Source organism: Pseudomonas sp. Irchel 3H7, assembly GCF_900187605.1.
Taxonomy (GTDB): Bacteria; Pseudomonadota; Gammaproteobacteria; order Pseudomonadales; family Pseudomonadaceae; genus Aquipseudomonas.
The window spans coordinates 240,548-254,188 of record NZ_FYEA01000002.1 but is presented as its reverse complement, the minus strand read 5'-3'; the positions used below and the strand labels follow the sequence as shown (position 1 = coordinate 254,188).

General features: G+C 58.8%; 14 protein-coding genes. 6 read left to right on the top strand and 8 right to left on the bottom strand.

The genetic code is table 11. The annotated features are described in order from the left end of the window. Position 1 precedes the first annotated feature (1 nt). Positions 2–217, bottom strand: a complete 216-nt coding sequence (locus tag CKW38_RS04570; protein WP_007913071.1) for a hypothetical protein — start codon at positions 215–217, stop codon at positions 2–4. A gap of 264 nt (positions 218–481) precedes the next feature. Beyond that, positions 482–1,297 carry a polyphosphate kinase 2 gene (gene ppk2 / locus CKW38_RS04565; protein WP_007913069.1) on the bottom strand — a complete coding sequence of 272 codons (816 nt, stop codon included), beginning with the start codon at positions 1,295–1,297 and terminating at the stop codon, positions 482–484. A 189-nt stretch (positions 1,298–1,486) separates the two neighbouring features. Here ppk2 and CKW38_RS04560 point away from each other — a divergent pair, with 189 nt between their 5' ends. The 3 genes from CKW38_RS04560 (at position 1,487) to CKW38_RS04550 (ending at position 5,030) form a co-directional block, all read left to right on the top strand. After that, on the top strand, positions 1,487–3,613 hold the full coding sequence (locus tag CKW38_RS04560; protein ID WP_095111976.1) for a TonB-dependent receptor domain-containing protein: 2,127 nt from the start codon (positions 1,487–1,489) through the stop codon (positions 3,611–3,613). Between the two features lie 59 nt (positions 3,614–3,672). Continuing rightward, entirely contained in the window at positions 3,673–4,464 is a 792-nt protein-coding gene (sseB, locus tag CKW38_RS04555; RefSeq protein WP_095112196.1) for an enhanced serine sensitivity protein SseB, read from the top strand. Between the two features lie 104 nt (positions 4,465–4,568). Next, positions 4,569–5,030: a hypothetical protein gene (locus tag CKW38_RS04550; RefSeq protein ID WP_095111975.1), complete on the top strand. Its 462-nt coding sequence runs from the start codon at positions 4,569–4,571 to the stop codon at positions 5,028–5,030. Positions 5,031–5,156: 126 nt separating this feature from the next. Here CKW38_RS04550 and CKW38_RS04545 read toward each other — a convergent pair whose 3' ends face one another. From CKW38_RS04545 to CKW38_RS04535, 3 genes are all read right to left on the bottom strand, one after another. Continuing rightward, complete coding sequence (locus CKW38_RS04545; RefSeq protein WP_095111974.1) at positions 5,157–5,387, bottom strand: hypothetical protein; 231 nt, start codon at positions 5,385–5,387, stop codon at positions 5,157–5,159. Positions 5,388–5,421: 34 nt separating this feature from the next. Further along, entirely contained in the window at positions 5,422–5,928 is a 507-nt protein-coding gene (msrA, locus tag CKW38_RS04540) for a peptide-methionine (S)-S-oxide reductase MsrA (protein WP_095111973.1), read from the bottom strand. 215 nt (positions 5,929–6,143) lie between these two features. Beyond that, positions 6,144–7,361, bottom strand: coding sequence for an MFS transporter (locus tag CKW38_RS04535; protein WP_095111972.1), 1,218 nt, complete (start codon positions 7,359–7,361; stop codon positions 6,144–6,146). A gap of 131 nt (positions 7,362–7,492) precedes the next feature. On the opposite strand from CKW38_RS04535, the gene CKW38_RS04530 reads away from it, so the two are divergent. Further along, a complete protein-coding gene (locus CKW38_RS04530) occupies positions 7,493–8,128 on the top strand; it encodes a TetR/AcrR family transcriptional regulator (RefSeq protein WP_095111971.1) in 636 nt (211 codons plus the stop codon). 224 nt (positions 8,129–8,352) lie between these two features. Here CKW38_RS04530 and CKW38_RS04525 read toward each other — a convergent pair whose 3' ends face one another. The 3 genes from CKW38_RS04525 to CKW38_RS04515 form a co-directional block, all read right to left on the bottom strand. Then, positions 8,353–9,633, bottom strand: a complete 1,281-nt coding sequence (locus tag CKW38_RS04525) for an ABC transporter substrate-binding protein (protein WP_176472283.1) — start codon at positions 9,631–9,633, stop codon at positions 8,353–8,355. Between the two features lie 54 nt (positions 9,634–9,687). Next, a complete protein-coding gene (locus CKW38_RS04520) occupies positions 9,688–10,956 on the bottom strand; it encodes a DUF1479 domain-containing protein (protein ID WP_095111970.1) in 1,269 nt (422 codons plus the stop codon). 129 nt (positions 10,957–11,085) lie between these two features. Beyond that, the gene (locus CKW38_RS04515; RefSeq protein WP_176472282.1) at positions 11,086–11,958 is read right to left on the bottom strand and encodes an AraC family transcriptional regulator; all 873 of its coding nucleotides are present in this window, start codon (positions 11,956–11,958) and stop codon (positions 11,086–11,088) included. Between the two features lie 215 nt (positions 11,959–12,173). Between CKW38_RS04515 and CKW38_RS04510 the strand changes: the two genes are divergently transcribed. Further along, positions 12,174–12,734, top strand: coding sequence for a hypothetical protein (locus tag CKW38_RS04510; RefSeq protein WP_007913051.1), 561 nt, complete (start codon positions 12,174–12,176; stop codon positions 12,732–12,734). A gap of 461 nt (positions 12,735–13,195) precedes the next feature. Then, on the top strand, positions 13,196–13,558 hold the full coding sequence (locus CKW38_RS04505) for a DUF6124 family protein (protein WP_095111968.1): 363 nt from the start codon (positions 13,196–13,198) through the stop codon (positions 13,556–13,558). Positions 13,559–13,641 lie beyond the last annotated feature (83 nt).

The window sequence follows — 13,641 nt, the reverse complement described above, 5'->3', positions numbered from 1 at the left end:
CTTAACCGTTTGTTCGCCCCAAATCAGCGGTAAACACATTACCTGCATCGCGAACTAACTGCCGCCACTCGGCGCTGGTGATCAACCCCTGCTCCTCCATCTCATCGGCTGCCTTGAGCAGTTCGTCGTACTGTTCTTCCGGATCCAGTCGCATCTGCGATTGCGTCGCCAATTTTCGCCATGCCGCCAGTTTTTCTTGTTTGCGCTGATTGAACATCGGGGAATGATCTCGTGAAGGGCTTCCTTGATAGAAAGAAACGGGATCAAAGGGGTTCAGCGCAGTCGACGGATGGACTGTTTGCTTCTAAAGGGCTTTGCCGATCAACAATGATGGATACACCACCGAATACTGTGGGATTGAGCCTGCTCGCGAAAGCGGTGTGTCAGGCAACACATCCGCCACAGACAATCCGCTATCGCGAGCAGGCTCACTCCTACAGGGATTTGTGCTGGTCAGTTCCCCTGTGTCTGACGCAATTCGTCAGAACTTTTCCGCTACGCGTTTATACGGATAATCCGGATCCCGGTACTTGCCCGGCTTCTGCCGCTTGGGCAACTCGACCTTCTCGCGCTTCACATCCTCATACGGAATGCGGCTGAGCACATCGGTGATGATGTTCAGCCGGGCACGGCGCTTGTCGTTGGAGTCGGCCACCAGCCATGGCGCGTGTTCGGTGTCGGAGTGCTTGAACATTTCGTCCCGCGCCCGTGAGTAGTCGTACCAGCGGCTGTAGGATTTCAGGTCCATCGGTGTCAGTTTCCAGGTCTTGCGCCCGTCGTTGATCCGCGCCTCAAGCCGACGGGTCTGCTCTTCGGGGCTGACTTCCAGCCAGTACTTGAGCAGGATCACCCCGGACTGGACGATGGCGTGCTCGACCCAGGGAATCGATTTGAGGAACTTGTCGGCCTGCTCATCGGTGCAAAAGCCCATCACCCGCTCGACGCCGGCGCGGTTGTACCAACTGCGATCGAAAATCACCACTTCGCCTGCCGCCGGTAGATACGGCAGATAACGCTGCACATGCATCTGGCTTTTCTCGCGATCGGTCGGCGCCGGCAGCGCCACCACGCGAAAGACTCGCGGGCTGACACGTTCGGTCAATGCCTTGATGGTCCCGCCCTTGCCAGCGCCATCGCGGCCTTCGAAGACGATGCAGACCTTGACGCCCTTGGCGATCACCCATTCCTGCAACTTGACCAGTTCGACGTGCAGTTTGCGCAACTGCTCAAGGTAATCCTTGTTCTTCAGCTTCGGACTTTCAGGCGCCGTGGCGGCCTTCTTTTTGCCTTTTGCCATGACCTTGGCCTCTCTCCAATAAATGCAGAAACAGAGTGTTGATTGACGGGACAAACCAGACACGTGAGGTTAGTTCATGCCGTGCTGATTGCCATTGCCGGGCAAAAAGCCAAATTGCCATGTGTTTCCTTCGTTCTTTATTGCGTCGCACTGTTCATTGCCCTGCCCTTGTCTGCCTGGAGTTTCTCGATGCCCGCGTCCAAATCCCTGCCCACCGCCCTGCTCGGCCTGGCCCTCGCCTGCCCGGCAATGGCCGAGACTCAAGGTCTGGAACTGGGGCAAGTGCTGATTTCGGCCGATGAGCAACGGGGGGCGGATGCATCCGTTGAAGAAGCGCAAGAGCGCCTTGATCAGGTCCCCGGCGGCACCAACGTGGTCGACATGCGTCAGCCATTGCAGGGCCGTGTGGCGAGCAATCAGGATGTGCTGGCGTATCAGCCCGGGGTTTATGCGCAGTCGGCGGGCAACGAAGGCGTGAAAATCTCGGTCCGCGGTTCGGGCATCAATCGCGCGCCGGGCGCGCATGCGTCGGGGCTTTACACGATGCTCGACGGCCTGCCGCTGACCGGACCGGGTGGCACGCCGTATGAATTGCTCGAGCCACTGTGGGTCGATCACGTTGAAGTCCTGCGCGGCGCCAACGGCTTTGATCGCGGTTCGCTGGCACTGGGCGGCGCCATCGATTACGTCAGCCACACCGGCTACACCGCGCCGAAACTGCAAGTGCGCTACGCCACCGGCAGCCACGGCTATCAGCAGCGTCAGGTCAGTTCCGGGCAAGTGCTCGGCGACTTCGATTACTACGTGTCGCTGACCGACTCCAACGCCGATGGCTATCAGGATCACACCGCCAGCGAAAGCAAAGGCGTGATCGCCAACTTCGGCTATCACTTCAACCCGAACCTGGAAACCCGCTTCTATATCCGCTACCGCGAGACCGACAACGACCTCGCCGGCCGCGTGACCAAGCACTCCATCGAACACTCGCCTCGCGCGGCCAATCCGTCCTATGTGGCGCGCGATGACAGCCGCAAGCAGCCGGGCAGCACCTTCATCGGCAACAAGACCACGTATTACATCGACGACGATTCGAGCATCCAGACCGGTCTCGTCTATCACGACTATCCGATGGACCTGCGCGAAGGCCCGAACCGTTTGAAGGTCGCCTACACCGACGTCAGCGGAACTTTCGACTACAAACGCCGCGACACGATTTTCGGCATGGAAAGCCGCAGCAACGTCGGCCTGCGCGTGACCAAGCACCTGCCCAACGACGGCGCCAGCGAGTTTGTGCGAGTTCCCTCCGGCAACACCGCCAGCTACCTGCCCGGCACGCGCATGCGCAACTTCACCTATCAGGGTTCGGACACCGTTCTGCATTTCGGCAACGACCTGGAAATCGCCGACGACCTCTGGCTGACCACCGGCCTCGCAGCCATCTACACCCGCCGCGAAAGCGCCGTGACCTACCCGCAAAGCGGCGGCAAAACCAGCATGAACGACTGGGACTACGCGCCGCGCCTCGGCCTGCGCTACCAGATCACCCCGGACCTGCAAGTGTTCGGCAACCTCAGCCGCTCGGTTGAGGCGCCGCATCCGTGGTCGCTGATCTACAGCTCCAACGTGCGCTTCCCCGCTGGCAATGGCGCGGCGACCGGCACGCAGAAAGACCCGATCAAACTGCAGAACCAGACCGCGACCACACTGGAACTGGGCGGCCGTGGTGACAGCGCCGTCGGCGAATGGAGTCTGGCGTGGTACTACGCGCAAGTGCGGCATGAGTTGTTGTCGGTGTTGCCAGATGCCAACGCCGTCACGCCTTACGAACTCAACGCCAGCCCGACCGTGCACCAAGGCGTCGAAGCGAGCCTCAACAGTCAACTCTGGTCGGCCGCCGATGGTCGCCAGTTGAGCCTGCGTCAGGCGTATACCTTCAGCGATTTCCACTATCGCGACGATGATCGTTTTGGCGATAATCGCCTGCCCGGCTTGCCGATGCATTACTACCAGGGCGAGTTGCGCTACGACTGGCCTCAGGGCTTCTTCGCCGCGGTCAACACGCAACTGGTGTCGAAAGTTGCCGTGGATTACGCCAACAGCTACTACGCCGACCCTTACGCGCTGTTCGGCGCGACACTCGGCTACAACGCGCCGAAAGGTGACTGGCAGACGTGGCTGGACATGCGCAATCTGAGTAACAAGCACTACGCCGCCACGGTGACACCGGGGTATGACGACAAAGGTCTGGACGCGGCGCGATCGACACCGGGTGAAGGGATGGGTGTGTATGTCGGGGTGTCGTGGAGTCTGCTCTGACACGAGCCGGTGGCGAAAACCCAAGTCAGCAATTTTCTAGCGAGTCACGGATGGACATCATGGATAACCGGCAAGAAAACCCACTGGAAAAATCGCTCAGGCTGGCCGCCGACGAGCCCGCGCAACGGCCTGAGTTCTTCACGACACTGCTGAACTCGCCGGTTTACATCCTCGGCACGACGGGCACGGCAGACGGCGTGGTCAATCTCGAAGCCGGCAGCAATATCAGCATCGCGCACTGGGAAAAACCGGATGGCACCTCGGTCATTCCGTTTTTTTCGTCGCTGCAAACCCTGCAACAGTCGATCAACGGTGAAGAGACTTATCTGGAGTTGCCGGCCAGGTCGCTGTTCGAGATGACGCTGGGCACGCCTCTTTTTCTCAACCCGAAGTCGCCTTATGGCAAAGAGTTCTTCCCGCAGGAAGTGGCCAATCTGCTCTCCGATGAAGTCGGCCAGACAGCCACCTCGCGCACCGTCGAAAAAGAAACCAAAGTCCTGCTCGGCCAGCCTTCGCAATACCCCACACAAATGATCCATTCGCTGACGCAGTTACTCGCCAAACATCGCAACGTTAAACGCGGTTTTCTCGCGTTGATGCACGACACTTCGGTGGACGAAAAACCGCACTTGATCGTCGGGATCGAGGCGGACGGCGATGTTCAGCGGGTCATGCGTGAAGCCGGCAATGTCGCCGGGGACACGGCGCCGTCGGGCGAACCCGTTGACCTGTACCGCGTCTGCGAAGGTGAGTCGGGGCTGAGCGATTACTTTCTCAAGCAAACGACGCCCTTCTATGAGCGCAGTTGGGGCAGCAAGCTGCGTTCACTGTTTGGCTTGGGCAAGGCTTGAGCGCTGGCGCTCTGTTGGCAAACACCCGCTCGCAATCAGCAAATCAACAGCGTCAGACGCCCGTCTGATCGTGAATCAACTTTGAGTAAAAACAGGTTTTATCGATGAAAAAGATTGTCCTTCCCTTGATCATGGCGCTGTTGGGCCTGCAAGGTTGCGCAGAAATGCCGGCGTACTCCAACGTCGGCGTCACCACCGCAGCAGACGAGTCGCGCTACACCGTGGTCGAAACCGACACCTATGCCGGCCGGCCCCAGCGGCACTTTGCCGATCTTCAGCCGAACCTGAACATCATCCGGATCAACGATGAAAAAGTCGGCAATATCCCGTTCTCCACGTACTACTACAAGAACGATTCGCCGCAGCGCGCGGTGCTGAAACCGGGCACCTACACGATTCAACTGGAATACCGACTGCCGCAACATTTCATGTATGCGGATCTGAAGTTCGATGGCAAGCCGGGCCAGAAAATCATGGCACGCTCGCAATACGTTGGCCTCAATCGTCTGCAAGTCTGGCTGGAAGACACCGCCACCGGGGAAGTCGTGAGTACGCGTGTGAATTGAACACCGTTGCCGCTCCACTCGGGCGCCATCCTGCAACAGATGGCCCCGAAAAGAGCGCTTCAGCCCAGTTGCATCGACAGCTCAATGTCAGTGCTTATGTGCTGGCGCTGGATGGCGACAGGTCGCTCAGCCCAGGTCTCTGTAGGACGTCTTGTCTTGTTCGGGAAAGTCGGTCCGGTACTCGCCCCACTGCATGTGCGCATAGTACTTGGTCATCGCTTCGAAATGACTGTCAGCCTCGACCTCCCAAACAAGCTTCGCGTCCGAATCCATAAGTGCCCGCGCACTATCACCTTGAGCACCGGCCAGACAAAAGGTCTGACAGCCATCAGGGTCCAGCCAAAGTTCATGATTCATATTCGAGGTTCTGGTGGTTAAGGACGTTTTGGACTCACGCGCGTTTCGGCAGCTTCCAGTTCGGCCGAATGAAATGGCAGGTGTAGCCATTCGGAATGCGCTCGAGGTAATCCTGATGCTCCGGCTCCGCTTCCCAGAACGGCCCCGCCGGTTCGATTTCGGTGACCACGCGACCCGGCCACAGTTTTGAGGCGTCGACATCGGCAGCCGTATCCTCGGCGATGTCGCGCTGTTCTTCGCTGAGATAATAAATCGCCGAACGGTAGCTGCGACCGAGGTCATTACCCTGACGGTTGGGCGTGCTCGGGTCGTGAATCTGGAAAAAGAATTCAAGGATCTGTCGGTAGCTGATCACCGTCGGATCGAAGGTAATCTCGATGGCTTCAGCGTGGTCACCATGGTTGCGATAAGTAGCGTTCGGCACGTCGCCGCCGCTGTAACCGACGCGGGTTTGCAACACGCCGGGATAGCGTCGCAGCAGATCCTGCATGCCCCAGAAGCAGCCGCCGGCAAGGATGGCGGTTTCGGTTTGACTGGTCATGGCTTGTCGTTCCTCTCGGGGGTGTTGGGTGTAGCACTTGTTATGAGGGCGGGTTGGCGGATTCCAAGGGGCTGAGCCAATAGAACTACTGACGCGCTGAAACCTGATTGGCTTCATCGAGCAACAAACCCGTAATCCTTCGGCCGCTGTAATCACTGACAAAGCAATTGATTCGTGGTCGCCCTCGAGGCCCACGCAGTGCGCGCGTCCGGGCATCAGTGCCCGGCAACCGCAGCCGCTCCTGCAACACGCGGCCCCGACCTGAACCCGTGCACCCGTGCGCCAAAGGCAATGACAAATCCCACGCTCACCAGCACCACCATGGCCCATGGAAACGAGGCGACACCCCAGCGGTCGAGCAACACCCCGCCGACCACCCCGCTGCCGGCAATCGCGCTGTTCCACGCCACCACATTCAACGACAGTGCGACATCGGCGCCATCACCGGCAGCATCCGCCAGTGCCGTCTGCAACAAAGTCGCCGCGCCGCCAAAACTCAATCCCCACACCAACACGCCGAGGTAAATCACCTGCGGCATTTGTCCCCAAAAGCCAAACACCACGCAAACCAATGCAAACGTCGCCAGGCTCACCAGCACGGTCTTGCGCAACAGCGGCTCAACCAGTTTCGCCGTCAGCCAGATCCCCGCCAACGCTGCGAGACCAAACACCAACAACACCAGATCCACGCGATCCGCCAGCCCCGCCGGCGCCACAAACGGGGCGATGTAGGTGTAGAGAATGTTGTGCGCCAGCATCCAGCTGATCACCACTGCCAGCACCGGTCGGACGCCGGGCGTCGTCAGCACATCGCGCAGCGACAGGCGCTGATGCGCAGGCTGCGGTGGAAAGTCGGGGACCTTCACCAGCACCCATACAATCAAAATCAAAGTCAGCCCGGACATGATGCCGAACGTCGTACGCCAACCGACCAGCCCTCCCAGCCATGTGCCGAGCGGCACGCCCAAAGACAGGGCAATCGGCGTGCCGACCATGGCCAGCGCCAACGCCTTACCCTGCTGATCCGGCTCGACCATTCGCCGCGCATAACCGGCCAACAGGCTCCACGCCAACCCTGCCGAGACTCCGGCGAAGAAGCGCGCCACCAGCGTCACACCATAGTGAGACGACAGCGCCGTGATCGAATTGAACAGCAGAAAACCGAGAATCGTCAGCAACAACACATTGCGCCGACGCCAGCCGCGAGTGGCGATGGTCATCGGGATCACCGCCAGCACCGAGCCCAGCGCATACGCGGTGACCATCTGCCCGGCCATGGAAGGTGAAATCGCCAGGCCGTCGCTGATCAGCGGCAACAGCCCGGCGGGCAAGGTTTCGGTGACGATGCAGATGAATCCGGTCATGGCCAGCGCCAGCAAGGCGCCAATGGGCAGGCGTTTGGGCGCAGCCGTTAGAGTCAATGAAGGTGTCACGGGAAACTCCTTGAGTTTGGAAAATCAGACTTGCATACCGATCGATATAGAATACTGGCGGCAGCCAAGGCACGTTGTCAACGACTTATGTATCGACTAGTATCCAAATCACTTTCCGAGGAGTTTCAGCTATGGCCAGAACCGGCCGCCCCCGCGCATTCGATCGTGACGACGCCGTCGACCAGGCCATGCAATTGTTCTGGCAACACGGCTACGACTCGACATCCCTTTCACTGCTGAAGGCTGAACTGGGCGGCGGCATCTCCGCCCCCAGCTTCTACGCCGCGTTCGGCTCCAAAGAAGCCTTGTTCGACGAATGCGTGCAGCGTTACCTGGCGACCTTCGCCCAAGTCACCGAATGCCTGTGGGACGAAAGCCTGCCGCCACGCCAAGCCATCGAAACCGCACTGCGCCGGTCAGCACGCATGCAATGCGACGACGGGCATCCGAAAGGCTGCATGGTCACCCTCGGCGTTATGAGCGCCCCAAGCCCGGAAAACGCCCACGTCGCTCAAGCCCTCACCCACTCCCGCGCACGAACCCGCGCCGGGATTGTGGCGTGTGTCGAGCGTGGGGTGAGTGAAGGACTGTTAGCGGACGATACGAACGCGGCCGCCATGGCCACGGTGTTCGACAGTTTCCTGCAGGGGATTTCCATCCTTGCTCGGGATAACACGCCGATTGAAAACATTGATGCGGCGATTACGCAGGTGATGCGGACGTGGGATGTGATGGCGGTGAGTGAGACATTGGTGGAATTGCAGTAATTGAAGGGCTCGCGTAGCCGAAAACCATTCGGCTACGCGTCAGCTCATCCAACCGAAATCCAACAGCCGTAAATCCCGCTCAACTATTCCCCAACAACCTCAACATAATTCGACTCCCCGCCCCCACTCGCTCCCGACAGCCAGCCCCACACAAAACTCAACGTCGTCCGCCCCGCCTCATCAACCCCGACCGTCCCCCGCGACCAACCGGAAAGCCTCTCGCCCTACAGCGCAGCTCTGATCGCCGCCAACAACTGCTTTCCGGCCTTTGCCGGATCAGCATCTTTGTCATTCATGAAGTGCGTCACCACATCAAACACCGCGCCCTGCACGGCCTGCGATGTCGACATATTAAACGCCATGCTCGGCGCCAGTGAGCCGGTCTTTTCGGCGTTGGCAAAATCCTTCGCCGAGGCCTGAGCGCAGCTGTCGAATCGGCTCATGTCCAGCCCTTTAATCACTGGAATGGAGCCTTTGTTCTGGTTGAAGACATATTGAAACTCCGGCTCCAGCGCGACCTTGGCCAGATCATCACGAGCAGCAATGTTGCCGGGGTTGTCGTTCTTTGTGGCCAATTTGAACATCGCGAGCGAATCAATCGTGTAGCTGTAAACGCCCTGCGAGCCGGGAAACGGTACGCACAGGTAATCGACATCGGCTTGCTTGCCGGCCGCCGTCCATTCGCTTTTCGCCCAGTCACCCATGATCTGCATACCGGCCTTGCCGTTGATGACTTTGGCGGTTTCCAGATTCCAGTCCTGACCATTGCCGTCGGGATCCAGATAACCCTGCAATTTGTGCAATGCAGCAAACACCTCGGTCATTTTTGGCCCGGTGAGAGTCGCCTCATCGACATCAATAAAGGCTTTCTTGAACCCGTCAGCACCCATGACGCTCAGCAGCAGATTCTCAAAAACGGTGGTGTCCTGCCAGGCCTGGCCGCCATGGGCGATGGCGATAAAACCCGCTGCCTTGAGCTTGTCGCCAGCGGCATACAGCTCTTCCAGAGTAGCCGGCGCCTTGCTCACGCCGGCCTTTTTCAGCACCACCGGGTTCAGCCATAACCAGTTGATGCGATGAATGTTCACCGGCACCGCGACGTAATGCCCTTCGTATTTCATGCTGTCGGCGATGGTCCTGGGCAGCAGGTTGTCCCAATGGTTGGCCTTGGCGACGTCATCCACGCTGGTCAACAAATCGAGCCGACCCCACTCCTGAATATCCGGCGCTTTGATCTGTGCGGCCGAGGGCGGATTGCCCGACACCGCGCGAGTTTTCAGCACGGTCATTGCCGCGCCACCTCCGCCGCCGGCGACGGCGCTGTCCTGCCAAGTGAAACCCTCCCTCTGGATGATCTTCTTCAACACGTCCACCGACTTGGCTTCGCCACCGGACGTCCAGTAATGAACGACCTCGACGGTGCCTTTGCTTTCAGCGGCGTGGACGACGAAGGGGAAAAGTGACGCCAAAGAAACCATTGCAGCAAGGCGATTGATGCGGTTCATTTTCGATACCTTTATTGTTGTTATTGAACGGATTCAGCGGTGCAGTTCGATGACTTACTCGAGCCCAAGACCCGCGCGCCCCAGTGCATTCAAGCCTTCGACACTGAAGCGTTCCTGCCAGTTTTTTTCGTAATGCTCAGGCGGAAAATCGTCAGGCGACGCGCCCCGTTCAAATGCCCTGAATACATCTTTGGCGTAACGCCGGTTTTTCGGACACATCGGCGCCGCAGGCACATACATCACGTTGCCCCAACCTTGTTGGTTGTCCACGGGCGCGACGCTGTGGATCACATCGCAATGCCACCAGACCGAGTCCCCCGCCTGCACATCCGGAATCGGGCTCAGCCCGTCGACCAACAGCGGATGCCATTGCCTTGAAACCGGCAGCACTTTGCCGGGCGCCACGCCGCACAACTCATCCTCGGGCACGTCATCGAGCAACGGGCGAAGCAGCATGTACGCCATCGCTTTCGGAATCGGCAAGGTATGCAGCACGCCCTGATCCGCCTTCATGTCAGACAACGCCGTCCACCCCTGAAACGTGCGAAACGCGGAACACTTGACCGTGTCCTTGTAGGCGTATTCATCAACCTCGGTACGAAACGCCGCGTCCCAGGGGTCGTAGGCGTTGAAATCGTTGCTGTAGATTTTGTCGAAGACCTTCAGGTACGCCGGATGCAACCAGCGCTCCAACGCACCCGAATCGGTGTGCGGCCCCAGCCCTTTGGAATACGTGCCCGGTGGGCGCCGCCGCACCCGGTCGGGATACAGCGCATTGACGTCAGGGTCGAACCATTCCTGACCGTGCGACTGAGTTTTCCAAAGACGATTGAGGAACGATTGCGCGGCGCCCATCCGCTCGTCCTGACGCAACTGCATTTGCGACGCAGACCAATAGATCGGGAAAATCTCCGGACGTGAACCCTCAAGGTTGCCGAAAAACTGGTCAACCGGGCCACGGTAAACAGTGTCGAAGTGGTTTTTATCGAGGTATTCCAGCAGGCCCTTGTCCCAATTCAACACCTGCGCTCGTGGAAAGTGGTTTCTGATCACCACGCAACCCCGGCGTTTGATCAACGCCAACTGCTGCGGCTTCACTTTCGCCGCGAGAATGTCAGCGAACTCCAGCTCCGGCCAAGCCGAACCTGTGAGCGCTTCCTGCTCTTTGATTGAGGCGATTTCGCCAGCAACAAACTCACTGACCTGGGCGAACAACGCATCCACATCGCCGATCTGCTCACGCAGCGCGCGCTTCATATTGACGATGCTGGCTCGGTAATCGCCGGGAAGCGTTGCGCTTTCGAATGCCTGGTATTTGCTCATTGAATGACCTGCTGTTCTTGTTATTCAGGCAGGTATGGAAGCACTTCCGAGGGCTATCGCGGCAGCCTCGATTGAAGCGTCAGGTAATACGATTGTGGCGTTTTGCCCGGATGGGCCGGGACGATCGACCTAGTGAAAATGATGCTCGTGCTGGCGGCGAAACTCCGAGGGGGTCAGCCCTTTCTGCGCCTTGAACTGACGATTGAACAGCGCCAACGACGAATAGCCAACCGCCTCAGCGATCAGCGAAACCGTAGTGTGCCCTTGCATCAACAGCGCACAAGCATGTCCGATCCGTAAGCGCACGATGTAGTCCAGCGCCGTGCAGCGCGTGTGACGACGAAACATTCGATGGAACGCCGACACGCTCACGCACGCCATCTCGGCCAAAGCAGGAATACTGACGGGTTGGGCGTAGTGCCCATGCAGGTACTCCAGGACTCGATGGATGCGCGGGTCTTCGACGATGGGGCTCCCGGCCTGCGTGCTCGGCGCTGGGAGAATCCGCGTGGCATCAACGTCTTTCGCCAGTTTGCCGAGCACCGCCAGCAGCGCAATCAATCGCTCCGCCGGCTCCTGATCGACCATCGCCTCAATCACCGGCCGCACCTCGCGAGACGCGTCCTCACTGAAACTCAACGCATGCCCCGCCGCCGCGAGCAACCGCCGAACCGACCCCAACTCAGGGAACAACGTCACCAACGACTCCGCCCACGCCGCCGAAAACCAGATGACCAACGCAACGTGCGGCTGCCGCGGATCAATCAACTCCGCCGAAGACCAGCTATGCGGCACATTCGGCCCCACCAGAATCAGATCCCCGTCATCGTAAGGCGCAACGTCATTGCTGATATAGCGATGGCCTCGGCTGTTCAACGTCAGCGTCAGCTCATACTCGGGATGGTGATGCCACTCGAACGGAATCGCCTCGGGTAAGCGCCGGTTCAGCAGCGTCCAAGAGGCATCGGCCTCGGTGGGAATTTTCTCGAAACTGGGCTTCATGGTGACGGATTCTGCTAGCTGGCGTGGTTGGCACGCCACGATCGTATCACTCACACCCAGCCGTTCAAGGCGTGAAGTCGTCCTCCGCCCGATCATGGCGCTGCCTTGCCCTATCGCGTGAACACGCTAGTTTTAAGGTCAAGGAATGACGCTACCAATCACCGGGCCTGCGCAAAACACCCTTTTAACCCATAACGCGTACCCCGGGAGGCCTGATGAACAACTTCCCAATCGTCGCCACCGTTCTCTCAATGATCCTCGGGCTCTCCGTCACCCGCCTGCTGCTTGGCGTATTAACGGTGTTCCGCATCCGCCGAGTAGCCAAGCCAGATTGGGTGGCGCTGGTCTGGGCGGTGATGCTGTTTACCATGCAGCTGCAATTCTGGTGGGCCGTCAACGCACTGTCGACGGTGAAACAGAGCTTCTCGTTTCTTGAATTTCTACTGTTGGTGATGCTGACACTGTCGCTGTTCGTCACGGCGGCGTTGCTGCTGCCGAGCCGCAGTGAGGATGAGCAGAACGGGTTGCGCGTGTATTTCGAACAGGATGGGCGCTATGCATTGCTGTCGCTGTCCACGTATCTGTGCCTGGGGCTGATCGTTAATGTCACGTTGTTTGAGGCATCGCCTGTAGCGCTTTGGGGTTTGCTCGATGTGGTCATGATTGCGTTGCCGATTGGCGCATTTGTGGCTCGGTCGCGTAAAGCGTATGCGGCGATTACGTTGATTTATGTGCCGATCAATGTGATCGACACGCTGATTTCGCTGGCGAATTAACTCCCCCTCTAGCCACGGGACTTGCTGCGGTGGATCGCGAAACGGCTATCGCTCATCCAGTCCACAAAGACATCGCAAAAACAGCTCGAACTGCCCTGTTGAAGCAATTCCTGGACTTTGTTTAAAGACACCCCAAGTTACGTCATCCCAACCTACAACGCCTTGCGCCGTTGCCTACGACTACGCCAGAATCCGCCGGCTTGTGCGCCTTGGATGCGGGTTCTATTGTGGGTCGGTCACTGAATAGCAGTGATCGGGTTTGGTAGCCCGTGTATACAAGGTGCGCAATTTCACTATTGGCGAAAGTCTTCGCCTGGCTTTTATGGTGGTCATGCGCAGGGCGCTTTCGAGCGCGCCGGTTTTCCTTGTGTCCCGGTCTACCAACCTGTGCATGGCCGCCACCCATCGTTTGGTAGCGAGAGGGTGATGGCTCCTTTTAAGCGACACAAGGGAGTTACATCATGTTCAAAATCACACCGAATCCACCAGAAACCGACCCGATCGCGGGCGACGAGTCCCCCGACGCCAAGAAATTCAACGAAGCCGTCGACCGCGCCCTCTCCCACTACCTCGGCCCTGCCCCGGAAATCATGCTCACCCCGTACCAAACCAACAAGATGTTTATCGCCAACCCGAACACCAAGACTGAGGAATTGCTGGTGAATGCCAGTGAATCACTCGGCTCGGCATCGGTGATGCTTGGGGATGTGATCGGGCTGGTGCAGGGACCGGCACGCAAGACGCTGCAAGGCATTGCACAGGTGGTGATGCTTGGGGAGTTGGCAGTGAATCGGGCGTTGGATAACGTGGTGCCAACGGAGTAACCGGCCCCCGACTATGGCGGCGATTAGGCCGCCATACGGGAGAAAACAGAGAGAAAAATGAGCATAACGACCAATTTTCGGCC